The 24,620-nt window shown below is 41.3% G+C and carries 23 protein-coding genes; 6 read left to right on the top strand and 17 right to left on the bottom strand.

Annotation, left to right across the window (positions count from 1 at the left end):
• Nucleotides 1–3 precede the first annotated feature (3 nt).
• From fliO to QUE86_RS12365, 13 genes are all read right to left on the bottom strand, one after another.
• The gene (gene fliO, locus QUE86_RS12425; RefSeq protein WP_286257555.1) at nucleotides 4–387 is read right to left on the bottom strand and encodes a flagellar biosynthetic protein FliO; all 384 of its coding nucleotides are present in this window, start codon (nucleotides 385–387) and stop codon (nucleotides 4–6) included.
• A complete protein-coding gene (gene fliN, locus QUE86_RS12420; protein ID WP_054553267.1) occupies nucleotides 384–785 on the bottom strand; it encodes a flagellar motor switch protein FliN in 402 nt (133 codons plus the stop codon). The genes fliO and fliN overlap by 4 nt, the downstream gene beginning before the upstream one ends.
• A 22-nt stretch (nucleotides 786–807) precedes the next feature.
• Nucleotides 808–1,899 (bottom strand): flagellar motor switch protein FliM, encoded by a 1,092-nt coding sequence (gene fliM / locus QUE86_RS12415; protein ID WP_054553268.1) that lies wholly within the window; start codon nucleotides 1,897–1,899, stop codon nucleotides 808–810.
• A 9-nt stretch (nucleotides 1,900–1,908) separates the two neighbouring features.
• On the bottom strand, nucleotides 1,909–2,430 hold the full coding sequence (gene fliL / locus QUE86_RS12410) for a flagellar basal body-associated protein FliL (RefSeq protein ID WP_130052068.1): 522 nt from the start codon (nucleotides 2,428–2,430) through the stop codon (nucleotides 1,909–1,911).
• A gap of 72 nt (nucleotides 2,431–2,502) precedes the next feature.
• A complete protein-coding gene (locus tag QUE86_RS12405; protein ID WP_286257551.1) occupies nucleotides 2,503–4,746 on the bottom strand; it encodes a flagellar hook-length control protein FliK in 2,244 nt (747 codons plus the stop codon).
• 100 nt (nucleotides 4,747–4,846) lie between these two features.
• Nucleotides 4,847–5,302 carry a flagellar export protein FliJ gene (gene fliJ / locus QUE86_RS12400; protein WP_286257550.1) on the bottom strand — a complete coding sequence of 152 codons (456 nt, stop codon included), beginning with the start codon at nucleotides 5,300–5,302 and terminating at the stop codon, nucleotides 4,847–4,849.
• Nucleotides 5,302–6,636: a flagellar protein export ATPase FliI gene (fliI, locus tag QUE86_RS12395; RefSeq protein WP_167657941.1), complete on the bottom strand. Its 1,335-nt coding sequence runs from the start codon at nucleotides 6,634–6,636 to the stop codon at nucleotides 5,302–5,304. The genes fliJ and fliI overlap by 1 nt, the downstream gene beginning before the upstream one ends.
• A 17-nt stretch (nucleotides 6,637–6,653) precedes the next feature.
• A complete protein-coding gene (gene fliH, locus QUE86_RS12390) occupies nucleotides 6,654–7,472 on the bottom strand; it encodes a flagellar assembly protein FliH (protein ID WP_130052072.1) in 819 nt (272 codons plus the stop codon).
• 3 nt (nucleotides 7,473–7,475) lie between these two features.
• Nucleotides 7,476–8,516 (bottom strand): flagellar motor switch protein FliG, encoded by a 1,041-nt coding sequence (fliG, locus tag QUE86_RS12385; RefSeq protein ID WP_130052073.1) that lies wholly within the window; start codon nucleotides 8,514–8,516, stop codon nucleotides 7,476–7,478.
• Nucleotides 8,509–10,224, bottom strand: a complete 1,716-nt coding sequence (fliF, locus tag QUE86_RS12380) for a flagellar basal-body MS-ring/collar protein FliF (protein WP_130052074.1) — start codon at nucleotides 10,222–10,224, stop codon at nucleotides 8,509–8,511. The genes fliG and fliF overlap by 8 nt, the downstream gene beginning before the upstream one ends.
• Nucleotides 10,225–10,244: 20 nt before the next feature.
• On the bottom strand, nucleotides 10,245–10,577 hold the full coding sequence (fliE, locus tag QUE86_RS12375; protein ID WP_130052075.1) for a flagellar hook-basal body complex protein FliE: 333 nt from the start codon (nucleotides 10,575–10,577) through the stop codon (nucleotides 10,245–10,247).
• A 170-nt stretch (nucleotides 10,578–10,747) separates the two neighbouring features.
• On the bottom strand, nucleotides 10,748–12,151 hold the full coding sequence (locus QUE86_RS12370; protein WP_130052076.1) for a sigma-54-dependent transcriptional regulator: 1,404 nt from the start codon (nucleotides 12,149–12,151) through the stop codon (nucleotides 10,748–10,750).
• Nucleotides 12,148–13,260, bottom strand: a complete 1,113-nt coding sequence (locus QUE86_RS12365) for a sensor histidine kinase (protein WP_167657939.1) — start codon at nucleotides 13,258–13,260, stop codon at nucleotides 12,148–12,150. The genes QUE86_RS12370 and QUE86_RS12365 overlap by 4 nt, the downstream gene beginning before the upstream one ends.
• A gap of 128 nt (nucleotides 13,261–13,388) precedes the next feature.
• Between QUE86_RS12365 and QUE86_RS12360 the strand changes: the two genes are divergently transcribed.
• Complete coding sequence (locus QUE86_RS12360; protein ID WP_130052078.1) at nucleotides 13,389–13,979, top strand: DNA-3-methyladenine glycosylase I; 591 nt, start codon at nucleotides 13,389–13,391, stop codon at nucleotides 13,977–13,979.
• 29 nt (nucleotides 13,980–14,008) lie between these two features.
• Here QUE86_RS12360 and QUE86_RS12355 read toward each other — a convergent pair whose 3' ends face one another.
• Entirely contained in the window at nucleotides 14,009–15,448 is a 1,440-nt protein-coding gene (locus QUE86_RS12355; protein WP_055197959.1) for a sigma-54 dependent transcriptional regulator, read from the bottom strand.
• 142 nt (nucleotides 15,449–15,590) lie between these two features.
• Nucleotides 15,591–16,376, bottom strand: a complete 786-nt coding sequence (locus QUE86_RS12350) for a flagellin N-terminal helical domain-containing protein (protein ID WP_239976963.1) — start codon at nucleotides 16,374–16,376, stop codon at nucleotides 15,591–15,593.
• 209 nt (nucleotides 16,377–16,585) lie between these two features.
• On the opposite strand from QUE86_RS12350, the gene pseB reads away from it, so the two are divergent.
• Genes pseB through QUE86_RS12325 form a run of 5 tightly spaced genes read left to right on the top strand, consistent with a single transcriptional unit; the run spans nucleotide 16,586 to nucleotide 21,939 of the window.
• Nucleotides 16,586–17,587: a UDP-N-acetylglucosamine 4,6-dehydratase (inverting) gene (gene pseB, locus QUE86_RS12345; protein ID WP_286257535.1), complete on the top strand. Its 1,002-nt coding sequence runs from the start codon at nucleotides 16,586–16,588 to the stop codon at nucleotides 17,585–17,587.
• Nucleotides 17,588–17,596: 9 nt separating this feature from the next.
• A complete protein-coding gene (gene pseC, locus QUE86_RS12340; RefSeq protein ID WP_130052081.1) occupies nucleotides 17,597–18,760 on the top strand; it encodes a UDP-4-amino-4,6-dideoxy-N-acetyl-beta-L-altrosamine transaminase in 1,164 nt (387 codons plus the stop codon).
• Nucleotides 18,757–19,641, top strand: coding sequence for an aldo/keto reductase (locus tag QUE86_RS12335; protein ID WP_286257532.1), 885 nt, complete (start codon nucleotides 18,757–18,759; stop codon nucleotides 19,639–19,641). The genes pseC and QUE86_RS12335 overlap by 4 nt, the downstream gene beginning before the upstream one ends.
• A gap of 60 nt (nucleotides 19,642–19,701) precedes the next feature.
• A complete protein-coding gene (locus QUE86_RS12330) occupies nucleotides 19,702–20,850 on the top strand; it encodes a Gfo/Idh/MocA family protein (RefSeq protein ID WP_130052083.1) in 1,149 nt (382 codons plus the stop codon).
• 3 nt (nucleotides 20,851–20,853) lie between these two features.
• Nucleotides 20,854–21,939: an FkbM family methyltransferase gene (locus QUE86_RS12325; RefSeq protein WP_286257529.1), complete on the top strand. Its 1,086-nt coding sequence runs from the start codon at nucleotides 20,854–20,856 to the stop codon at nucleotides 21,937–21,939.
• A 3-nt stretch (nucleotides 21,940–21,942) separates the two neighbouring features.
• Here QUE86_RS12325 and QUE86_RS12320 read toward each other — a convergent pair whose 3' ends face one another.
• Together QUE86_RS12320 and QUE86_RS12315 are read right to left on the bottom strand one after the other, a co-directional pair.
• Entirely contained in the window at nucleotides 21,943–23,007 is a 1,065-nt protein-coding gene (locus tag QUE86_RS12320) for an FkbM family methyltransferase (RefSeq protein WP_286257527.1), read from the bottom strand.
• 101 nt (nucleotides 23,008–23,108) lie between these two features.
• The gene (locus tag QUE86_RS12315; RefSeq protein WP_286257525.1) at nucleotides 23,109–24,617 is read right to left on the bottom strand and encodes a class I adenylate-forming enzyme family protein; all 1,509 of its coding nucleotides are present in this window, start codon (nucleotides 24,615–24,617) and stop codon (nucleotides 23,109–23,111) included.
• Nucleotides 24,618–24,620 lie beyond the last annotated feature (3 nt).

Here is a 24,620-nt window from a genome sequence, read left to right as displayed (position 1 = left end):
GCGTTAATTCTTTTTATTTGAAGGTGATTGTGGGTTCAGTAGCTTACCAAACTTCTTGGCAAGTTCTGGGAGTTCTTTTTCTTGTAAAGGTGTCTCTAGCTTATGCAAGTAATTAATACTATGCGGGGTAACACCAATTAAGTGTTGAGCGTTATCAATTTCAATAACCATCAAACGTTCACGGGAGCCTAAGGGCAAGCTACGCACTACTTTAAACTCATCACTGTTGGCAAGGTTTGGGTTTAATTTTTTTACCAAAAAAGCCAAGGCAATAATAACCACAAGCACTAAAAGCAAAGACATCACCATAGACAATAAATCTGCCGTTGGTGATGCCGTGGGAAATACAGTGCTCGACGCACTTGTTAAAGCAACTAAAGCATTCATCGTAACTTTTTAATACGTTCAACTTGGCTAATAACGTCAGTTAAACGAATACCGAACTTATCATTTACTACGACTACTTCACCATGCGCAATCAGGGTGCCATTAACCAATACATCAAGTGGCTCACCAGCTACTCGATCTAGTTCGACCACTGAACCTTGGTTGAGCTGTAATAGATTACGAATGTTGATTTTTGAACGACCCACTTCCATCGAAATAGTAACAGGAATGTCCAAGATAGTATCAAGTTTACGTTTTTCGTCGCCAGACAGCTCATGTCTTTCATCTTTTAGTTCATCAAGTTCAGCCACAGCCGCATCACCTGAACCACCTTCGGCTTCTTCAGCTTCGGCCAATGCCGCAGCCCATTCGTCCATTGTATCTTGATCATCACTCATTATGTTTAACCTTATAAATCGACTACCAGTCTAAATCCACACCTTCTGATAGATGTAGATCTTCTTCTAGTTCTGCTAATTCTGCATCTGAATCCAGTTTTTTGCCACCTTTTGTGAACACATGTAGTTCTGACTTAACTGATTCAGGGCGTTTAATTTTTTCGCTAATTTGTAGTGCAACATTGTCACGAGAACGACCCATTTTTGCTCTAAAGGTCGGCAATTCTTCTACAAAGACGGTGATATGTTCTGGCATTTCCACAGGGATAATATCGCCAGCTTTAAGCTCCATGATTTGTTGTAGTGTTAAATCGACCTCAAGTAATTGAGTCGACAAATCCACTTCAACATCCATGATCTCATCACGCAATGCTTTACTCCAACGTAGGTCAGTGTCTTCGGTGTCTGATTGCACACCGGCATCGAGTAATTCACGAATAGGCTCAAGCATAGAGTACGGCAGTGCAATATGGAAATCACCACCACCACCATCTAGCTCAATATGGAAAGAGCTAATAACAACGACTTCAGTTGGACTTACGATGTTAGCCATCGCAGGGTTAACTTCTGAGTCAAGGTACTCAAAAGATACATCCATTACCGGTGCCCATGCTTCTTTATAATCTTCAAAGATAATTTTAAGCAGCATTTGAACGATACGACGCTCTGTAGGGGTAAATTCTCGGCCTTCAATTTTTGCATGATAGCGACCATCTCCACCAAAAAAGTTATCCACTAAAATGAATACTAATCGGGCTTCCATGGTAATTAGGCCTGTGCCCTTCAAAGGACGAAAACGTACCATGTTCAAACTGGTTGGCACGAATAAGGTGTGAATATATTCGCCAAATTTAATCATTTGCACGCCGTTAATCGACACCTCTGCGGTGCGGCGCATCATGTTAAATAAGCTAATTCGCATATGACGGGCAAAACGTTCATTCACGATCTCCAGGGTCGGCATACGACCACGGACAATACGATCTTGTGATGAGAAGTCATACTGTAAGGTATTACTGTCTAAGTCATCACCTTCGTGAATATCTTCCTCTTCGACTTCGTCGACGCCATGTAAGAGCGCATCAATTTCGTCTTGAGATAATAAATCGCTCACGCTGACCCCTTATTGCATCACAAAGCCGGTAAATAATACCCGCTCTATCACTTTGCTACCTTCAACATCACTTAATGCTGATTGTACTTTTTCAAGTGCAGCGACACGCACTGACTCTTTACCTTCGCTAGTACCTAATTCATCTGCGGTCGTTGTTGAAAGAACGCCAAGTAAGGTACTTTCGATAAGTGGAATGTGTTTTTTGGCAGTTTCTTCGTTTACTTCACCGCGCACTAGTAGCTGAACTTTTATCTGTACGATACGGTCTCGACTAGCACCGGGTACATTAAATACAAATGGACGTGGCATTGCGACATATAAAGCCGAACCAATTTGTGCGGAGCTCGATGGTGCAGCGGACTCAGTCACTGTGGTTTCATCTGCTAGGCTTTCTTCAGGGGCATCATCGCCCATAAATAAAAAGTACCCTGCAGCTGCACCAACTATCAACACTACAGCAGCAATGATGATTATTAGTTTCTTTTTGCCTTTACCCGTATCTTCTATTTCTAAATTTGCTTCTTCGGCCATTGTCACTTCCCTCAAAGTTACAGCAATCTGTTCATCAGGCTGTAACTATTTTATTTCTTATAATAGCAGGACTTATGCATAGTAATCTATTGATGATGAAGATTGTTGTCGAGAAGTTTCTGAGCTTTGCGCTGTTACTTCTTGTTGCTGCTCTTGTGTTTGTTGTTTTCCAGCGAACTGCCCTTGCCCTGACTGCTCTTGTTGTTGCTCAGGGTTACCCTGCTGAATACTACTCTCACCAAGTTCAATACCTTGCTGCGCTAGCATCTCTCGTAAACGTGGCATTGACTGCTCTAAAGCTTCTTTTGCTTGCTGATTTTGTACAACAAAATTAATTTGAGCTTGCTCAGCATCGCTACGTATACGAATTTGCATACTGCCCATTTCTGGCGGGTCTAAGCGAATTTCAGCTTCTTTATTATTGATATTTAATAATGCACTAACACGCTCTTGAAGCATTTTTGCTGCATCACTTTTTATAATGTTAATCGCTTGCATTACTCCAGGGTCAAGGGCCACTGATTTAGATTGAGCCTGGGTTTGTGCTGTTGTTTGCGTATGCATTGTTTGTACTTCAAGCGCTTGCTCGTATTGTTGATGAGCCATTTCATAAGCACCTGGTTGTACTGTTGCATTTGCTTGAGCCGTAATCTGAGTAAATAACTGAGCTACGCGCGGGGTAACAGCTTCTTGTGTGCGTTCGGTATTGAGTTTTGTATCCAGTTCTGTTGTGACGTCATCACCAGTCATTGCTTTGCTTGCATCAGCTGTGACTTGCGCTGAGCTATTTTGTTTCGCCTTGCTATGTTCAGCTGTGACTGTTGCTGCGGGAACAGACATTGCTGTGGCTGTTGCTGCGGGAACAGGCATTGCTGTGGCTGTATTTACTTTAGCTGGAGCATTAATAGCCTCTGTGAGCAAGGTTTGTGCCGCAGAGAGCTTTTCGTACTGAGCAGTGCCCGGCGTTAACGTTTGCAGTTGAGTATTCACTTTATTTAAAAGCGCTTGCTGTTCATCCTTAGTCAACGCCGTGATTTGCTTTTCGACGCCTGTAGGTAACTTGTTATCTATAGCCTTATTGTCAGCTAATTTAGTATCTTGTTTTGCCTGATTTTCATTAGCAATGTCTTGTTCTACAGCAAATTGTGATACAGGACTTTGTGCTGCTGACTTGCTATTGCTTAATTCAGACAATAGCGACTTGATTGTTGCCACCTCATCAGCGCTGAGTTTATTATCAGCTTTCAGTTGATTTATTTGTTGCTCAAGTTGCTTTTGCTGTTCAGAGGTTAGCGACAAACCTTTAGCGAACTCACTCACAGCCTCTCCATCACCACTTTGTACCTTAGCGAATAGGCCAACGATTGAGTTATCTGTCACTTTCTTGTCGATGATGCTTGCTGCAGATTTATCAACGTGGCTTTGAGTTTGTTTTGAACTAACTTCGCTCGTTTTACCTTCTAAATCCGCAGTCTGCAGTTTTTGAGTAGATTTCAACAGAGCATCTAATTCAACATCAGCCTTTTTACCGCCTGTTTGTTCAGTTGCATTATTAAGATTACTTACCTGAGGTTTTGTATCAGGGGTATTAACAGCAGAAACACCCTGCTTTCCTTTATCGGTTAATGGGCTGTCAATAACTTGGGTTATGCTATCTTTTGGTGGTAAATCACCCATCGCTTTTAATTGATTATCAACAGCTGTCGCAACTTTAGATCTAGGCATTAAGCTGTCAGTTGAATTGTCATCATCTGCTAAGACTTTTGAATCATCAGTTTGTGAAACGTCTGTCATCGGTAAAGGTAAAACTGGCGTAATGGTATCGATTGGGGTTGGTTTTTTTTCAACAACAACTGGGCTAACATCATTATTTTCAATCAGTTTATTAACACGAGTACTTATACCTTGAGCTGCATTAATTTGCGCAAGCAGTGAGTTTTCTTCATCTTCTACAAGTGCAAGTTCATCACTTTGCTCTTTAGTTACAGCTTCATTACGAATATCTGGACTTGTTTTAGATTGCTGTTCTGAAGAGGTGGTAGTGGTAGCAGTTGCAGCTTTAGCATCAGCAGCTGTGCTTTCATCACCAGGTTTAGCATCTGATTTAGGCTCTTCAGAAGTACTGATAGCTTTAGTTTCATCAACTGAGTCAGCACCTGCATCACTTTTTGCTTGCGCGTTTGCCGCTTCACTTGCTTGTGTTAGTGAAGTTAAAAAACTTAAGCCCGATGCTTTGTCGCTAGACTCTGATTCTTTGCCTGAAAAACCAGTACCTTGCTCAGTTTTAACCTGCAAATTGATATCACTGATCGCCATAATTCACCTAAAACTAAAGAGGCAATTTGCCGCCGCAAGTGCCAAAATTAATGCTACTGGTTAGGTAAATGCAATTAACATGCCTAAAAAAGGTCGTATTTTAGAGAAGTGTGTTTTTAAGTTGACGTTGATAAAACTGATTTGAAGCGAACTCATCCAGCATTTTTTGCTCCGCTTTAGCCACTTGCATCGCTTGTTTTTCAGCTTGCTTTTCGATTAACTTCGCAACTGCTTTAGCTTTCACTTGCTGTTTTAACCACAATGCTTTTCGCTGCGTAACAACTTGCTTTGCGGTATTCACAGTGCTTGCTTGCTGACGTATCGCTTCTTCAATTTTTGCGATAAAGGCATGATATTGACTAAACCCGGCACTAGACAAACCAGAGCGACCTTTCAAATGTAACTGCTGAGAATACTCCATGCGAAAGTTATTCAGCCCTTGCAGTTTTTGTTGGTTACTTTGTAAGTGCTGCTGCGCTTTTAAGTAATCCATGCGTAGAGACTCTTCTTTATCGCTCTCAAGCTTTAACAATAAATCAAGTTTACTTTTAGCCATTAACCTTGTCCTAATAACTGCGCAAGACCTTGTAGACCATCATCATAACTGATCACATCTTTCATGCCTTGCTGAAGGAATTGATTCACACGTGGCATCATATTAATTGCTTGGTCAAGCATAGGGTCGGTGCCTTTTTGATACGCACCGAGTGTGATCATATCTTTGTTCTGTTGATACATTGAATACACTTGTTTTAGCACGCGAGCTTGTTGCATATGCGCTTCAGATACAACCTGTGGCATAACACGAGAAATCGATTTTTCAATATCAATAGCAGGATAATGACCACTGTCGGCTAAATCTCGAGATAAAACAATGTGGCCGTCTAAAATAGCACGGGCAGAGTCAGCAATTGGGTCTTGCATATCATCCCCTTCACTAAGCACAGTGAAAAACGCGGTGATCGCACCTTGCCCTTCACCACCATTACCGGCACGCTCCACCAGCGCAGGCAGTTTAGCAAATACTGAAGGCGGATAACCCTTCGTAGCTGGAGGCTCACCAACCGCTAAGGCAATTTCACGTTGCGCCATGGCATAACGGGTAACAGAGTCAAGTAATAACAACACATTAAGACCTTGATCACGAAAATATTCAGCAATGGTCACTGCACTTTCACAACCTTTTAAACGCATTAATGGCGAGGCATCGGCTGGAGCGGCAACTACCACCGAGCGCTTGCGACCTTCAACACCTAAAATTTCTTCAATGAACTCTTTTACCTCACGACCACGCTCACCCACAAGGCCAACAACGATTACATCAGCTTCAGAGCCGCGAGTCATCATACCTAGTAGCACTGATTTACCGACACCTGAGCCTGCAAACAGACCCATACGCTGGCCTTGACCTACAGTAATAACGGAGTTGATGGCTCGAACACCTACATCCATAGGCTGACTAATAGGACGTCTTGCCAGCGGGTTTATTGGACTTTGTGCAAACTTTAGATGATGCTCAGCATTTATGGCACCTAAGCCATCAAGCGGCCGACCGAGACCATCCACCACTCGGCCAAGTAAGCTCATTCCTACAGGCAACCCTGTTTCGTTTACTTTTGGAATAACTCGCGCACCTGGCAGTACACCAGAGATATGATCATTCGGCATCAAGTAAAGTGTTTGGTCATTAAAACCAACCACTTCAGCATCAACAAATCCATTGATGGTCTCAATTTTACATTGACTGCCAACCGGTGCTCTAAGCCCTTTTGCTTCAAGTGTTAAACCAACGACACGCGTCAGAATACCAGCAACAGCAGGTTTGGGAGCCTTGATATGTTTTTCATAGCGCTGTAAGCGTTCGCTTAGAGTCATAGATTGAGCACTCATAATGAGCCTAAAAAGTGTTAGATACCACTGCTATGCAAAAAGTTTTCCAACGTTTCTTTGACGCGGGTCTTAATTGTCATATCTAAGGATGATTGTGGGGTTTTAATTTCACAGCCACCACGATCTAATGTGGGTTCTGCGATTAACTGCCAATGATTATCTGCTATGGTTTGCTCGCCATAACTTTGGGTAATTAAATCGATATCATCAGGGTGTAAGTGAATACGTACTTTCGCTTGTTCTTCACCCAAAGCGTCAATAGCCTGCTTTAAAGCATGCAAAATGACTTCTGGTGAAGTTTTAATTTCTTGATAAACTAATACTTCAGTTAACATGACCGCTAGCTGCACTAACTGCTTTTCTGCACTTTCATCTACTTTAGATAAAGGCTGAGAAAGGCTATCGAGCAAGCTTCTCAAGTTAGTGAGCTGCTCTTCTAAAATAGGCTTAATTTCTTCTTGGCCTTGCTCCTTACCAAGCTCAACACCTTCTTTAAACCCCGCTTCTTTACCTTCATGAGCGCCTTTTTCAAAACCGTCTATGTAACCTTGCTCATGGCCTTGCTTTAGTCCCTCTTCAAAGGCATCTTGACGGATTTTTTCAAGTTCAGCCATAGTCAATGACGGGATTTCAGGCTCTTCTGGTTGTTCGTCAGCTTGTTGTTTTTGCTGTTCTTTACGATATAAATCAGCTAGAGGCGTGCCGTATGCAGTTGAGCGCCCAGCAAGTTTTTTTGTATCTTGCGTAACTTCAGGGATTGGCCAGTTTTCAAGTAATTCATCAGCAGCTTCGCTGGCATGCACTGGACGTCCGGTATGAAAAGAAGACTTACTCATGGCTTACAGGAACTCCTCACCACCACCGCCACCAAGCATAATCTCGCCTGAGTCAGCCAAACGACGTGCCGTAGAAAGAATTTCTTTCTGTGCAGCTTCAACTTCACTAATACGAACAGGGCCCATCGCCTCAAGATCATCAGCGAGTAATTCAGCGGCACGTTTTGACATGTTACTTAAAATTTTCTCTTTCAATGCTTCATCTGTGCCTTTAATTGCTTTCATTAATACATCTTGCTGTACTTCACGAAGAATCGCTTGAATACCACGGTCTTCAACATCCATTAAGTTCTCAAAGACAAACATAAGGTCTTGGATTTGCTGCGACATCTCTTCATCGTGTTCACGGATTGAATCCATTAACTGACCTTCAACATTGGTATCTAGGTAGTTCATGATATCAGCAGCAGCTTTCAAGCCGCCCATTTTCGCAGCTTGCGCACCAGCTTGACCGGCGAATTGTTTCTCCATGATTTCATTCAACTCTTGTAATGCTGCCGGTTGAACTTCTTCAAGATTAGCAATACGCATAGTTAAATCTAAACGCACTTTCTCTGGGAATTGCGACAAAATTTCTGCTGATTGCTCTGGTTCTAAATAAGATAAAACAATGGTTTGAATCTGAGGGTGCTCATTGCGAATAATATTCGCCACTTGTTTTGAGTCCATCCACTTCAGTGAATCAAGACCTTTCGCACCTGACCCCATGACAATTTGGTCAATAAGGCTGGCGGCTTTATCTTCACCAAGCGCTGCGGTAAGCGCTTTTTTGATAAAGTCTTCAGACTGGAAGCCAATGGTACTGAAGCTTTGAATTTGCTCAATAAACAAATTATGGACTGCACTAATTTTCGCTTGCGATAAATCATCAAGCGCAGCCATTGCCATCCCCACTTTTTGCACTTGCTTAGGCTCTAAGTGTTTAAGGATTTGCGCAGCATCTTCTTCTGATAAGCTCAGCAATAAGATTGCCGCCTTATCAACGCCGTCTAATTTATCAACATCAAACGCCGGTGGTAATTGTTTTTGTTCTTGATCAGTCATCTTCTGTTAACCACGCTTTCACTACTTGAGAAGACAGTTCTGGTTCATTTGCAACCAATGCACGAACTGCTTTGAGTAAATCTTCATCGCCATGTAAGTCTGGCAGCTGTAGTGTACCATCACTTGAGAATCCTACAGCAGCAGAGTCAAAGTCTTTATTTAGCATATCTAGCGTGCTATCACCAATATCTACACCAGCACTTAATGCATCTTCATCATATTCCTCTAGTGTATCGTCTGGGTAAATTAGACGTTTCAACATAGGTCTTACTACAAAGACAATCAATACAATGATAACCAGAGCACCTAATGCTAAGCGTAGCATCTTCATGAACCAATCTTGCTCCCAAAGCGGAACTTCAATTGCTTCCCCAACATCTTCACGAACAAATGGTACTGTTACAACTTCAAGTGCATCACCACGTTGCATATCAAAACCAACACCACCTTGTAGTAAGCGACGAATATTTGACAATGCTTCTACAGAGCGAGGAACCATGGTTGTTTCACCGTTTTCACCCACTTGCGGCACATAATCAACGGCAACTGAAACGCTTATGCGACGGATAACACCGGTTTGCTGACGCTTATGCGAAATAGTTGTATCAAGCTCGTAGTTGCGTGTTGCTTCTTTATGCGAACGGCTAGGATTCGTTGCTGAACCCGCACTACCTTGGCCAGCAATTTCAGGAATATTAGAGTTTACTGGCGGCTGATTAGTTAGCGCACCAGGAATGCCGACAGCGAGGCCACCTATGTTATTTTCTTCGAAAGTTGTTTCACTGCGCACTGCCGGTAAATCTGGGTTATAACGTTTTTGTGTTTCTTCGACTGCGCTGAAATCCATGTTTAAATCGACTTGTGCAGTATAGTTACCTAGGCCCACTACAGGAATTAGAATACTATCGATTTTATTTAAGTACTCTTCTTCACGCTTACGCTCAATTTCATACTCTTTACGAGAGCGTGCCGCGAGTGAGTTTTGTGAACCAGAATTAAGTAAGCGACCATTTTGATCAGTCACGGTAACACGCTCTGGCGATAAACCTTGTACCGCTGAGGCAACAATATCAACCACTGAGTCAACTTCTTCACCATCAAGCGAACGGCCACGTTTTAAGGTTAGCACTACTGTAGCTGAGGGCTGTTTTTCGCGACGAGCGAATACGTTTTCTTTTGGAATAGCTAAAAGTACTTTGGCGCGAGTAACATTTTTTAGCTCTTCGATGGTACGCGCAAGCTGTTGCTCACGACCATGTTTTAAACGTTCACGTTCAAGGCGTTGGCTTACACCAAATCCCATGTCTTGCATGATGATGTCAGTACCTGAGCTTGGCGCTTGCTCTAGGCCTTCACGAGCCATCAATAGCTTTATGTTTTGGTATTCACCTTCTTCAACAGAGATGACGTTACCATCGAGTTCGTAATCAATCTTTTGAGCGTCTAAAAAGTCCAACGTTTGAATAAGCTCTTCCGTTGGCATTTTACCAAGCGGACGCATATCTGGCTGACGAGCCCAAATAATAATGAAAATTGCGATAGCCAAACAGATTGCCAAAGCAATCACTAAGGTAACCTGACGTAAAACGTCTACTCCGTTTAAGGCACTTAGGTAGCCTGACTTTTGCTCTTGTTGATCATCGGTATCGGTTGAATCGATACCACCGCCTGCTAAGGCTAGATCAGTTGATTGATTAGATTGCGCCACAATAATTCTCCACTACCTAGTTACACAGGCATGTTCATGATTTCTTTATAAGCTTCAACAAGTTTGTTTCGAACCTGAACCGTTGCTTCAAATGCCACTGATGACTTTTGCGAAGCAATCATCACATCAGCTAAAGAAACACTGCGGTCGCCCATTTCCATTGCCGTTACTTTTTGCTTAGCGTCTTGTTGTAAGCCATTCACTGTATCAAGTGCATTAGTAAGTAAATCACCAAACTGTGCCGACGATGTTGGCTGAGTTTGTGTTGGTAAATTATTAATTGAGTTGCTACGGCCTGCTTCTAAGGCCATAGATTGCATTTCTTGAAATAATGCGCTGTTTTGAACTTTCATAATACTCTCTGACAATGCAGTTTACTTATGAACTGATAAAGCACAAACCGTGCCACAAAATAAACACAACAATTTCAACAATTTAAGCAGCAATCTTGGTTTGTCAGAGTTTTGACAGCAAACAAGCTCACAAAAATGTGAGCTTGTTTGCTTAACTTTTTGGAAGGAATCTATGCAGGTAAGGCTATACCTAAGTCTCGCATTTGCGCCAGTTTATAACGTAAAGTGCGTGGACTAATACCTAAGGTTTCTGCAACCTCTTTGCGCTTACCATTACAGCGCGCTAAGGTTTCTAAAATAATACGATGCTCTTTATCTTTCAGCTCGTCTTTGTAATTACCTTGCTCGCTTACTTGTGGCACGGTATCTAAATTAACCTCTACAGGCTGCTCTTGATAAGCCGGTGCATTGTGTGATGGCGTAGCGACTGGCTTGATATCCGCAGATAACAACTCTTCAATAAAAACATCGTCTTGATGAATACTATTACCATCACATAATATCAACGCCCGTTGAATAACGTTATCAAGCTCTCGTACGTTACCTGGCCAAGCATGCGATAGCAGCTTTTGTTTCGCACTCTCACTTAGTTGAGCGATAGGCTCTTTACTTTTAAGGCAATGACGCTCTATCAAATGCTCAGCCAATACAATAATATCGCCAGGACGCTCAGCCAGTGGTTTCCACATTAGCGGGAACACATTTAAGCGATAATATAAATCTTCTCTAAATAGATTTTCGCTCACCGCTTCTTTTAAATCTCGGTTACTTGTGGCGAGTACGCGAACATCAAGTTCAATAGTTTTACGTCCGCCTAAGCGCTCTACTTCGCGCTCTTGAAGTACACGCAGTAATTTAGCTTGTAAGCCTAAATCCATCTCAGTAATTTCATCAAGTAAGATGGTACCACCTTGAGCTTGCTCAAATTTACCAGGACAGGCTTGAATAGCGCCGGTAAACGCCCCTTTTTCGTAACCAAATAAGGTTGCTTCAAGCATATTTTCCGGAATAGCCGCGCAGTTAATAGCAACAAAGGGGGCATCGCTACGATTTGATTTGTCGTGGATAAAACGAGCCAACACTTCTTTACCCGAGCCACTTGGGCCGAGTACCATAACACTGGCATCGGAGCGCGCAACTTTACTCGCAAGTTCTAATAGCTTAATGCTCGATGGATCGGCAACAATTGGGCCATCAGTTTCTTTTTCCTTTTCAGGCAAATAACGGCTCACCATGTTAAGAAGCACTTCTGGGGCAAACGGTTTTGCCATGTAATCAATCGCGCCTAGACGCATTGCTTCTACAGCATCATCAATGGTGGCATAGGCCGTCATCATTAATACCGGCAGCTCAGGATAATTAAGTTTAATGCTACGTAGTAGGTCAAGGCCGCTCATAGCGCCCATTTGCACGTCGCTAACAACCAATGAATAGCTATTTTGCTTAAGCAAGATCATCGCTTGTTCAGCGCTATCTGCAGCAACGCAATCAATACCCGACATTTCAAGGGTATCGATTAGCGCTTCTCGTAAGCCTGCGTCGTCTTCAACGACTAAAATAGAGTTAGTATTCATTTTGCCTCCGCTGACATTGGTTCTGCACTAATTGGCAAGATCAAACTAAAACATGCTCCCCCATGAGCATTATTAGTCACTTCAACCCGTCCTTGGTGCGCATTGGCGACTGAACTTACAACTGCAAGTCCAAGCCCCGTGCCTTGGCTTTTGGTAGTGTAAAAAGGTTCGAATAATTTGTTGGCATGGCGTAAATCAACACCCGGGCCATTATCACTGACACTGATGCGAACACAGTTTTCGCTAGTTTCGTCACGCTCAGCACTCAGTGTTACAACAGCCTCAGAGCCAATGATTTGAATACTGTTATGGATCAGGTTTTGAATAGCGCTCGCCAGAGCGCTTTTATTACCCACAATTTCAATATCTGGCTCTGGTAAGTTCACGCTAAGTTCACTGTTATTTTGAGCAACCATAGCATCAGCACCCGCTTTTACTTCATTAAGTAACTGCTGCATCGACACACTTTCGACCACTTGTTGCTCGCCACTTTTGGCAAATAACAGCATGTCATTCACTTGGGTTTCTAAATCTTTTAAACGCGACATTAGCTTTGTATGAAAATTACCACGAGAACTTTCTGGGAGACGCTTTGAGCCTAAATTTGCGGCATATAACATGGCAGCAGATAGCGGCGTCCTGACTTGATGAGCAAGCGAAGCAACCATTTTGCCAAGCGCACTTAAGCGCTGCATATGTGCCATCCGCTTTTGTAAACGTCTGGTTTCAGTTAAATCTGTCATTAAAATTAACTGTCCTGGCTCTGGGGCAAGCGCAGTAATATCAAGCTTAATTAAACGACCATCTTTGAGTGATACTTCATGCCCATCATCTTGTTGTGGTCGAAATGAACGTTGAATAACGCTAAACCACTTTTCACCTTCAAGGGGCTCACCTAGCATATCAATGGCAATTTGATTTGCTTTCGCGATCATACCTCGGCCATCTAAAACAACTACACCTGCGGGCATAGTATCCACCAAATGACCCAACCAGCTGGCTTGTTGGCGCAACTCGCTCAACTCACCCACATACTCTTCTTGTAGTAAGCATGGGTTATATTGTTTGGCTGTGATAAATTGTGGTTTTAGGACATTTGCTAAGGCCATAATCAATACTCAAAAAATCGTGTCTACCTAGCTAGATGCACAATTCGTACCAAATTTATTTTTGTTTTATTTCAATAAATTAAAGACAAAAACAACACTGACAAAAAAATGACAATCGCGAGGGAATAATGCAAAAAGAACACCATTGTCGTTGCCCATGGCTCGATACCAGCAAAGAAGATTATGTGGCCTATCATGACCAAGAATGGGGGGTGCCATTATATGATGATCACCGTTTATTTGAGTTTATAACCTTAGAGTCAGCACAAGCGGGACTGAGTTGGTATACCATACTTAAAAAGCGTGATGGCTATCGCAGTGCCTTCAAAAACTTTGTAGTTGAAGAGGTTGCCCAAATGACCGAAGACGACGTCGAACGGTTAATGCAGTTTGAAGGCATTATTCGTAATCGCGCCAAAATAGCTGCGACTATCAATAACGCACAACGTTTTATTGAAATTCAAAAAGAGTTTGGCAGCTTCTCAAACTACCAATGGCAGTTTGTTGATGGCAAGCCTTTGGTAAACAACCTTGATAAATTAGAAGACTATCCGGCTATTACTGAAGCCTCAACAGCATTTGCCAAAGATTTAAAAAAGCGCGGCTTTAAGTTTTTAGGTCCAACCACTGTGTATGCGCATATGCAAGCCTGCGGCATGGTAAATGATCATAGCAATGATTGCTTTAGAAAGGCTGAGATAATCAGTGAGTACGAATAGATAAAATCGAGGAAGTCACCTAACGCGGCTTAGTCGCGCGTTAGGTTATATTTCTTCATTTTTTCGACCAGTGTGGTGCGGCGAACACCTAAAATTTCTGCTGCACGTGCAACAACATAATCGTAGCGCTCTAATGCTTGGCTGATTAAGCTGATTTCTAGCTCAGCAAGATACTCTTTCAGCTCAATGCCTTCATCAGGGAGTAAACCTGAGTCAACCGTTGTTGCTGGTACATCAGGTTCTTCATCATCATAATCACTAAAGCCAGTGCTGAAAATATCGTTGAACGCATCTCGCTCCATCAACTCTTCAGGGTACTCAGGCTCATAAGCCTCAACTTCGATATAACGATATTTAGCTGGAAGGTCTGGCACATCAACCACTTTATCAGGAAACATGATCACCATACGCTCAACTAAATTAGCAAGCTCACGAATATTCCCCGGCCACGCATGCTCTTTTAAGCTTTGAATCGCACGCTCAGTAAATTTGGCCGTTGTGCCACTTTGCTCGTTAACACGACGCATTAACTCTTTTAAAAGTAGAGGAATGTCGTCGGCACGTTCACTAAGCGAAGGGTTTTCAATTGGAAACACGTTTAAGCGATAAAAAAGGTCTTCACGGAAGTCGCCCTTTTCAATCATTTCTTCAAGGTTACGGTGAGTTGCAGCAATAATTCGTACGTCAGCTTGAATAGGCTTAGTACCCCCTACTCGCTCATAGCTACGCTCTTGCAACACACGTAGTAGTTTAACCTGCATTTGCAAAGGCATATCACCAATTTCATCTAAAAACAGCGTGCCGCCTTGCGCTAATTCAAAGCGCCCTTTTCGTGCAGAAATAGCGCCCGTAAAAGCCCCCTTTTCATGGCCAAATAGCTCACTTTCTAGAAGCTCGCCAGGGATAGCACCACAGTTTACCGGCACAAATGGTCCGGTATTGCGTTTAGAGAGTAAATGAACGTTACGTGCAACAACTTCTTTACCTGTGCCTGACTCACCTAAGATCAACACATTTGCATCGGTTTTTGCTACTTGCTCAATTAAAAAGCGCACATCTTTTACAGCTTCGGTTTCACCGACTAAACCATCAAATGACTTATTGGATTTAGCTTGTTTATGGTCACCCGGTAGCATGCGCTGATATTGCTGACAATCATGCAATAGCTGAGTAGTTACGTCATGGTTAAACGGCTCACAAATTAAACCAACGACATTAGCAATGCTTAGTAACGGTTTGAGTGTTTCACCAATTAATAAAAACGGAATGGCAGGAAACTGTTTGATCACAGCCTCGTGATTTAGCTGCTGTAAAGCACCAAGAATGACCATGCATTCTTGCTGTTGATGTTTTTCACAAAAAGACTGTAACGAAGTCTCATCAACTAATTGTGCAGTTTCACCAATGAAGGTAAGTGCTGCATGTAAACCTATCGCACGATTATTATTATTGTCTAAAATTAAGATCATTATTGGCGAACCACAGTTACCACGAGGTTAGTTAATTTCTAAATTGTAAGCGAGTTTAGGAGGGATGCAAGCGCTAAGCGGCAATTTATTGACATCAACGCCAAAAAATAGTCACTTAGCCCCTGAATTTAATACTAAAGAATTAAAGTAAACCTAAAATGGATTCAGCTGAACGATTTGCTTGACCACGCAAAGCAACAGATGCTTGTGACAAAATATCATTAGCTACTTGATCAGACACTGATTTTGCATAGTCAGTATCTTCTATTCGGCTTTGGCTCGCAGCAATATTCTCTCGCTGGTTACCTAAACCTTTTATCGTACTCGCTAAGGTGTTTTGAAAAGCGCCTAACTCAGCTCTTTGAGCGTTAATTTCCTCTGCTGCTTGGTCGCTAATATCTATGGCAGCTTGTGCCCCTGCTTGCGTTGAAATATCGATTCCCGCAATAACTGAAGCAATACTACCATCCGATGGTGTCACTGATTGTGTGGTATTAGCATCTGGGCCAACCTGAAAAGACACTTGTTCACCATCAAATAAAGGTTTACCACCGAATGAGGCATTTTCGAATGTTTCTGAAACTTGTGTTTGCAATTGCGACACTTCTTCTTGAAGTGCAGCCCTGTCACTGTCTGTAAGCGCACCATTACCCGCTTGAATAGACAGCTCTCGTATACGCGAGACGGCATCATTTACACCTGATAGGTTTGACTCCGTTACTTGCGAGTAAGAGATGCCATCGTACGCATTGTTAATTGCCTGACTGTAACCATCTTGCTGTGATGTTAATCTATCAATAATTTGTAGTGCAGCAGCATCATCTGCCGCTGAGTTTACTTTTTTACCTGACGCTAATTGCTCAGCAAGCTTATTGCCCGTTTGCTGAGTTTGGTTTAAAAACCCAGTATTGGGTGATTGAATTTTCATGGCGGCCTCCGACAAACCGATTGCTTAAATTATAGCTTAATTTGCCAAATTTTGTACTTTGTACCATGGTTTAGATAAATTAACTTGGCATCTGACTTGCTAGTGTATTAGTTAATAGTTAAATTACTGAGAATTGTGTCAAAATTCTCACTTTGCGTACTTCACTTTTATAAATAACTACGCCAATGATAAATAACTTAGGTAACGCTATGTTCGACAATAAAACGATTTTAATTACCGGTGGTACTGGTTCATTCGGCAAAAAATACGTCAAAACGCTACTAGAACGCTATAAACCTAAGAAGATCATTATCTTCTCACGGGACGAACTAAAGCAGTTTGAAATGCAGCAAGAGTTTGACCAACCGTGTATGCGATACTTCATTGGTGATGTGCGCGATAAAGAAAGGCTTCGCCGTGCTATGCGAGGTGTGCACTATGTGATTCACGCAGCAGCATTAAAACAAGTTCCAGCTGCTGAATACAATCCAATGGAATGTATCAAAACCAATATTAATGGTGCTGAAAACGTCATTGATGCAGCTCTTGATAATAACGTAGAGAAAGTCATTGCACTGTCGACTGATAAAGCAGCGAACCCAATCAACTTATATGGTGCGACTAAACTTGCATCAGATAAGTTATTTGTTGCTGCTAATAATATTGCTGGCGGCCATAAAACAACCTTTTCAGTAGTAAGATACGGTAACGTAGTTTGCTCTCGTGGCTCTGTTGTGCCTATTTTCCAAAAGTTTATTGACCAAGGTCGCGACCATATTCCTATTACCCATGAAGAAATGACCCGCTTTTGGATTAGCCTGCAACAAGGTGTTGATTTTGTTCTAACTAATTTCGAGCGAATGCTGGGTGGCGAGATTTTCGTGCCGAAGATCCCTTCAATTCGTATTACAGATCTTGCCAAAGCCATGGCCCCTGATTTACCGATTAAGATAATCGGTATTCGCCCAGGTGAAAAGTTACACGAAGTCATGTGCCCGGCCGACTTATGCTTTGAAACGTACGAATATAGCGATCACTTTGTTATCGCTCCAGGTATCAAATTCAGCAGCCGTAGCAATGATTTTACTGAAAATGCACTTGGCGAAAAAGGCAAACAAGTTGCCCAAGGTTTCGAGTATAACTCACTCGATAACCCTGATTATATGAGCATTGAAGAAATTAAAAACTTCAATGTCCAAGCGTTACTGTAATACTGAATTATGACGAATAAGGTAATTCCTTACGGCAAACAAAGTATTTCACAGGATGACATCAATGCCGTAATTGATGTCTTGAAATCTGACTGGTTAACACAGGGCCCTGCTGTTCCAGCATTTGAAAGTGCCATTGCAGAGTATTGCGGTGCTAGCCACGCCTGCGCCACTAACAGCGCCACCTCAGCCTTGCATATTGCTTGCCTTGCTTTAGGCGTAGGTAAAGGTGACATCGTATGGACGTCACCAATCTCCTTTGTCGCATCGAGTAACTGCGCGCTGTATTGTGGTGCTGAAGTCGACTTTGCTGATATCGACCTTGAAACAGGCAACATGTCTATTGCAGCACTTCGAGACAAGCTAAAGTTAGCCAAACAAAACCAGCGACTTCCTAAGGTCGTGATCCCTGTTCATTTAGCAGGTCAGTCTTGCGATATGGCAGCAATCAATGAACTTGCCAAAGAGTATGACTTTAAGGTAATTGAAGATGCCTCGCATGCAATAGGCGCCAAGTATAAAGATAAGCCTGTTGGCAGTTGTGATTATTCAGATATTACTGTGTTTAGCTTTCATCCAGTAAAGATAATCACATCTGCTGAAGGGGGGATGGCGGTTACCAACTGCGCTGAACTCAACAAAAAAATGAGCCGTTTGCGAAGCCATGGTATTACTAATATTCCTGAAGAAATGACCGAGCCAAGTCACGGCCCTTGGTACTATCAACAGCTAGACCTTGGTTTTAATTATAGAATGACGGATATGCAAGCCGCTTTAGGACTGAGTCAGTTAAAGCAGCTAGATAGCTTTGTATCAATGCGAAACGACATTGCAACAACATATAACCATGCGTTTGCAAATTCAACGGTAACTCATTTAACACAATCGGATGATTGTTACTCTAGCTACCATTTATATATTGTTCGTTTAACGCAGTGTGAAGTAGAAAAACATAAGTCAATCATTACAGGCATGCGCGAGCAAGGAATTATTGCTCACTTGCATTATATACCGATCCATTTACAGCCTTATTATCAAGCTTTAGGCTTTTCGGAAGGTGATTTTCCTAATGCAGAAACGTACTACAAACAGGCTGTTACTATTCCTCTGCATCCTGCTATAACTGCAGACGAGCAGCAATTCGTTATCAAAATACTGATTGATTTATTATGAAGCTCACTTTAGGCACAGTGCAATTCGGCTTGAACTACGGTGTCAGTAATAAGCTTGGTCAACCAAGCATAGCCAAGGCTCATGCCATTTTAGATATTGCAAAAGATGCAGGCATTACAACATTAGATACCGCACTTGGTTACGGCGAGAGTCACCAAGTGTTGGCATCCTATCCTTCGATTAATGACAGCTTTAACATAGTTACTAAGTTACCTCCTCTACAAAAAGAGCATTTTTCTCATAAGGATGCAGATCATTACATTGCATTAATTGAGCAATGTTTTTCAGATTTTAAAACCCAAAAGCTAAGCGCAATCCTATTTCACCAAGCAAGCGACATTGAGAAACAAGGTGTTGCGCCCGTTTTAGCATGTTTAAAGCAACGACAATTAGAAAATCAATTAGCAAGTAAAGGGGTTTCTTTGTATTCAGGTGCTGAGGTGGATGGCTTCACACAGTTGAGTGAAATTAACCTTGTGCAAATACCTTATAATGCATTTGATACCTACTTTAAACACACTGGCGCTCTTTCATTACTAAAGAAAAACAAGACTCAAGTGCACGCTAGATCTTGTTTTTTACAAGGCTTGTTATTAATGCCCATCAATGAGTTAGCTAACTACTTTAAACCTTGGAAGCAACATTTAGAGTCATTTCATCAGTTAGCGCAGTATATTGGTGTGTCGCCACTAACACTCAGCCTTGCATATGCTTTAAAAGAAGATGAAATAGATAAAATAGTTGTCGGTGTGAACTCAGAGTCTGAGTTAGAGCAAATTTTAGAGGCCTATCAGGGCAGCATCAAAATCTGTCACGACGTGCTCAAAGAAATGACTGTTAATGATCCAAGACTCACCAACCCAGCAAATTGGCAACTATAAATAGTTTAGAAAAATGATTGATTGCCGATAAATGGCTATGATCAAAAAAGGCAGATATATATGAATGACAACAATAAACAATTAAAACTTGCCTTTATTGGCGGTGGCAATAACTCAGCTGTAGGCTATGTTCACTTCGCCGCAAGTCAACTCGATAACAAGTTTGCTGTTGTTGCAGGTGCTTTCTCAAGAAATCCCGATGAAAATAGTGCGACAGCGCAGAGATGGGGAGTTTCAGAAAAGCATTTATACAACGATTGGGAAGAGCTTGTAGAGCAAGAGAAAGACCGTGTTGATGCATTTGTTATACTGACACCAACACCCCATCATATTGAGGTAATAACTACGCTTCTAAAGGCGAATTTACCCATTATTTGCGAAAAAGCACTTGTTACCGGCCCTGCAGAAGTCGCTGAAATTGAAGCCTGCTACGATAAAAATAAACACTTTCTAGCTGTCACATACAACTACAGTGGCTATGCGATGGTCAGAGAGTTGAAACACCTAGTAAAGCAAGGTGCGCTTGGCACTATCCAAAAAATTCACCTTGAAATGCCACAAGAGGGGTTCAGAAGGCCGCCAGATATTGCAGGTAAACCATCAATGCCGCAAGCATGGCGTTTAAAAGATTTTGAAGTGCCAACCATTTGCTTAGATTTAGGAGTTCATTTACACCACTTATCAACATACTTACTTGAAATGGAGCCAACGGAAACAATCGCACAATTTACTAACCATTCTCAATACCCAAATTTAATTGATGATGTAAATATGTTGCTGAACTACCCAAATAACATAAAGGGTAGTATGTGGATGTCAAAAACGGCTATTGGCCACCGCAATGGACTTCAAATCAGAATATACGGTGACAAAGGAAGCGCGCGTTGGTTCCAACTAAACCCTGATGAATTAGAGTTAAACTACAATGACGGGCGCAGAGAAATCTTAGATAGAGCCGGACAGTGTGAGTATGCTAACCAATTTAGATATAACAGAATGAAGCCAGGTCACCCAACAGGATTTGTTGAAGCTTTTTCTAATTTATATACAGATATTTACGAAGAACTTTGCTGTTACTTAGCAGGTACGGACAAAAAAAATGACTATGTATTTGGCTTAGAGCAAGCAAAAGACGGCTTGAACTTATTTAAAGCAGCGCAAGAATCAGTCGAGTCAGCGCAGTGGATAAAGCTTAAAAGAGGTAATTAGATTATGATGAGTAACCTTCCTATAGCAATCTATGGCGCCGGTGGTAATGGGCAAAAAATCTATCATGCACTTTCAGAGCATGGAATTAAAATAGAATTTTTTGTCGATTTATACACGCAAGAAACTGAGTACCAAGGCTGTCCAATTTACAAACCTGACAATATTGCCAATAAAAATGTAACCATGCTTGTATCGGTATCTTGTACAAGTGAAGCTATTAAGCAGGATCTAATTGGAATAGGTGTTCAAGAATGCCTAAACATGAATGAAATCATTAATAGCTACCCATATGTTTTAGAACGTTTTATTTCAAAGGATTACCGAGCAAAACTAATCTCTAGCACACAGAACGACAAAGAACAGTTAGCTTGGCTTAAAGAAAGACTAAGCGATGATGAGAGCAAAAAGTGTCTTGATGATATCATCGCATTTCGTAGCTCACCCTCTAGTGAAAGCTATGTTGAAAATGACTGGCAAATCCAATACTTTCCACCTTGGTTACTGAAACTTCCGCTTTGGAAAAATGGGATTAACTTTATTGATTGCGGTTCATATATCGGCGATACACTCGCAAGTGCAGCACAAGTATTAAAAGAAGCAGGTATACAGTTAAACACAATGCAGTGTTTTGAACCTGATCCAAAGAACTTCCACTTATTAAACAAAACAGCGAAAGAATTAGTCTCTCAAGGTATTAAGACTTATTTATTTCCATGTGGTGTATGGGAAGAAAATACAATATTGAGCTTCAGTGCAGACCTTTCACAAGGCAAGTTTGCTGACTCACAGCAAATCAAAGACAACAATCAACTTCTGCCTGTTATAGCGTTAGATGATACCAGCATAGCCTCTGCGGTTAATTTCATTAAAATGGATATCGAGGGCGCAGAGCCGCATGCATTGAAGGGTGCAAAAGAAATTATAACGCACCAATCCCCGCTACTCGCTATTTCCGTCTATCATGAGCCTGCTCATATTTGGCAAATAGCTCAGCAAATTGAAAGCTACAACCCTAATTATGAGTACAAACTTCATTGTCATGGCGATTTCGGTTTGGAAATAATATTATACGCAATTCCAAAAACATAATTACTACACAGCAAATAAAACGGTTTCACTATAGCCTTGGGTATAATGCCTCAAAAAGAACTTGTATTCAGGGCATAACTTTTTCAAGTATTGTGGAACTGATATCAAATGTTCTGCTCGATGATAAACACTGATTGCTAGCATTGGTTTATCCCTTAAAATAGTATTTTCCATACCGTGAAGCACATCTAATTCAACGCCTTCAACATCCATTTTTACATAACTGGGCGAGACTTTATTTTCACTGCAAAACTCATCGATACTAATTTGCTGAACTGAAATTACGTCTTCATTTTGGTCTGGTTCAACAACTTTTGAAGATGTCCCTGACAATGAAAAATTAACAGTCTTATTTATGCTCCCTACTGCAACCGGAACGACCTGAATAGCTTTGTTGTGTTGGTATTTTTTTTCAAGGATTGCAGTTTGACTTGGAATAGGTTCAAAAAGGTATGCATTTCCCGATGGACAGTTCCTTAAAAATCGTTCTGAATCACTGCCATCAAATGCTCCTAGGTCAAAAAAAACGCTCTGATCTTCAAATGGGTTAAGAAAAGATTCGATATACATATTTGTAATATCAAACTTAAAGTCTTTCATAAAGCTTAGGTCATATTTATTGCGAAAATTAACGATTGATTCAAAAGTACTCACAGAGTAATCATCTTCAAACCAACTTTTAACCTCATTGTAATTTTCTTGATTACTTTCCCAATGACTTAGGACTCCCTCCCAGAACTCTATTTTTGGGCATTGAAAGCCCGAGTTGCGGTAAAAATAAAAATAGTCGCAGTAATTCAATCTGTGTTTTTCAAGTAAATTGTTTACGTCCACAGGTCTACTATTCGTAACAGCTGAAACAACCAAAGCATCTTCAGGTACTTGCTCGAGCTTTATACAAGGTAGCCCTACGAAAAATTCTTGCTGATAAAAATTATCTATAATAGCAATAACTTCAAGGTCATTATTCTTGTGTATTTCTATTAACTCTTCAGCTTCAGTGGTTGCTCCGAAAATATAACGCTTAGCATTCTTCTCAAAATACTTTTGTAGAAAATCTGTGTTCATAATTCCCTTACCTCTTCTTTTAAAAATTTTTCCAGATAGCATCGCTTTAACTATTTAATTCACAAATCAGCTTAACTTAAAATAGTTTGCTTGGTACTGAACTATTGCGAATACTTTTCTTTGACCAACTGACGAAGAATTTTGCCTAAACTACTTCTTTCAAAACTATCAATTTGCTCTAACACTCTAGGCTGTTGATAATCAGTCAATTGCTGTAAACACAGTTTCTTTAATTCTGTTTCATTTACTGATGACGAGAGCGTCGTATAAACAACTTTTATTACCTCACCAAACTGAGAGTCTGGAATTGAAAAAGCCACGCAATCCTCAATGTCCGGATGCATTTTTATAACGGCTTCGATATCTTGAGGGTATACATTGATTCCGCCGCTTGAGATCAACTCTTTTTTACGGCCGACATAATATAAATAGCCTTGCTCATCAAGGTAACCTAAATCACCGGTTTTGAAAAAATCACCAAGATAATAAGCTTCTCGCGTTTTTTCCGGTAATTTATGATACCCGCTAAACCCGGTTGTTGTTTTACAACAAATTTCTCCAACTTCAGTTGCAGCTAATTCTTGGCCATGCTCATCGGTAATTTTCACAGTGACAAATGGTAGAGCATTGCCTACACTGCCGCTCAATTCAGGGTGTTCTGATACAGCGAAATCAGTCACAACACCAACCTCTGAAGCACCGTAACACTCGTGTAAGCGGCAACTAAGCAAAGAAAGTAAGCTTTGTTTACTCTCTTTATCTAATACCGCCGAAGAGGATACTAGGCAGCGTAAAGAGCTCAAATCATGCCCTTCAACACCGTTTTGAATTAAGCTTACTAATTGAGATGAAACGGCAAATAAAAAACTCACTTGGTGCTGTTCAATTGCTTGTAGCCATAGCTTCAAATTAAACTTTGGTAATACAACCGTTGTTGCACCAAGCATCAAAGGCATTAGCACACCACGCTGAGCTAGCGAGTGGTACATAGGAGTCGCTACGAGAATAACGTCATCGGACGTTAATCCGTAGTAGTTTATGGTCGCATCAAATGCTCTATTTACTTTACATGCTTGGCTCAACACTATTGGTTTAGGTTGACCAGTAGAACCAGAAGTCATGGTTAAGATGTAAGGTGCTTGCGTATCAATCGCATCAGTAAAAAAGCATTCTGCTTCAGCTTGTTGAACACAAAGCCAATTTGTTTCATTAGCAACACTTTGGCCTAATGTTATTAAATTTTCAGCTTCAATAAGATTATCTGCAAGAAGTGATTTGCTAATGGTCGGCCAAGCAATCACCTTAGCAACAGGGGTTTTCTTAAGAGCAACGGTCAGAGCAAGCCCTTTTAAGCTAACAGGTAACGGCACAGCGGCTAAACCTAATTTAGCGATTGCCAGCAGAGAAACAATAAATTCAATACCGTTAGGTGCAAATATTGCGACACGTTGGCCTTGCGTAACACCTTGTTTTAAAAAGTGGCTAGTAAGCTTAATAACTTGCTGATTTAATTCATCATACGTTACGCTTTGCTGTTGAAAAGCGACAGCTACCTTAGTGGGAGTGTTAGCGACATTCGTAGCAAATAACTCATAAATACCTTTATCCACCTA

Source organism: Pseudoalteromonas apostichopi, from assembly GCF_030297135.1.
Taxonomy (GTDB): Bacteria; Pseudomonadota; Gammaproteobacteria; order Enterobacterales; family Alteromonadaceae; genus Pseudoalteromonas; species Pseudoalteromonas apostichopi.
The sequence above is the reverse complement of the archived record's forward strand: the minus strand, read 5'-3'. Positions and strand labels throughout refer to the sequence as shown.

Coding starts and splice junctions, on each gene's coding strand:
- QUE86_RS12360 (WP_130052078.1), top strand. CDS start 13,389: ATGCAAAAAGAACACCATTGTCGTTGCCCATGGCTCGATACCAGCAAA.
- fliJ (WP_286257550.1), bottom strand. CDS start 5,302: ATGGCTAAAAGTAAACTTGATTTATTGTTAAAGCTTGAGAGCGATAAA.
- QUE86_RS12320 (WP_286257527.1), bottom strand. CDS start 23,007: ATGAACACAGATTTTCTACAAAAGTATTTTGAGAAGAATGCTAAGCGT.
- QUE86_RS12325 (WP_286257529.1), top strand. CDS start 20,854: ATGATGAGTAACCTTCCTATAGCAATCTATGGCGCCGGTGGTAATGGG.
- QUE86_RS12350 (WP_239976963.1), bottom strand. CDS start 16,376: ATGAAAATTCAATCACCCAATACTGGGTTTTTAAACCAAACTCAGCAA.
- fliO (WP_286257555.1), bottom strand. CDS start 387: ATGAATGCTTTAGTTGCTTTAACAAGTGCGTCGAGCACTGTATTTCCC.
- QUE86_RS12365 (WP_167657939.1), bottom strand. CDS start 13,260: ATGGCCTTAGCAAATGTCCTAAAACCACAATTTATCACAGCCAAACAA.
- pseC (WP_130052081.1), top strand. CDS start 17,597: ATGACGAATAAGGTAATTCCTTACGGCAAACAAAGTATTTCACAGGAT.
- QUE86_RS12335 (WP_286257532.1), top strand. CDS start 18,757: ATGAAGCTCACTTTAGGCACAGTGCAATTCGGCTTGAACTACGGTGTC.
- QUE86_RS12370 (WP_130052076.1), bottom strand. CDS start 12,151: ATGAATACTAACTCTATTTTAGTCGTTGAAGACGACGCAGGCTTACGA.
- pseB (WP_286257535.1), top strand. CDS start 16,586: ATGTTCGACAATAAAACGATTTTAATTACCGGTGGTACTGGTTCATTC.
- QUE86_RS12330 (WP_130052083.1), top strand. CDS start 19,702: ATGAATGACAACAATAAACAATTAAAACTTGCCTTTATTGGCGGTGGC.
- fliI (WP_167657941.1), bottom strand. CDS start 6,636: ATGAGTGCTCAATCTATGACTCTAAGCGAACGCTTACAGCGCTATGAA.
- fliL (WP_130052068.1), bottom strand. CDS start 2,430: ATGGCCGAAGAAGCAAATTTAGAAATAGAAGATACGGGTAAAGGCAAA.
- fliN (WP_054553267.1), bottom strand. CDS start 785: ATGAGTGATGATCAAGATACAATGGACGAATGGGCTGCGGCATTGGCC.
- QUE86_RS12355 (WP_055197959.1), bottom strand. CDS start 15,448: ATGATCTTAATTTTAGACAATAATAATAATCGTGCGATAGGTTTACAT.
- fliE (WP_130052075.1), bottom strand. CDS start 10,577: ATGAAAGTTCAAAACAGCGCATTATTTCAAGAAATGCAATCTATGGCC.
- fliG (WP_130052073.1), bottom strand. CDS start 8,516: ATGACTGATCAAGAACAAAAACAATTACCACCGGCGTTTGATGTTGAT.
- fliH (WP_130052072.1), bottom strand. CDS start 7,472: ATGAGTAAGTCTTCTTTTCATACCGGACGTCCAGTGCATGCCAGCGAA.
- QUE86_RS12405 (WP_286257551.1), bottom strand. CDS start 4,746: ATGGCGATCAGTGATATCAATTTGCAGGTTAAAACTGAGCAAGGTACT.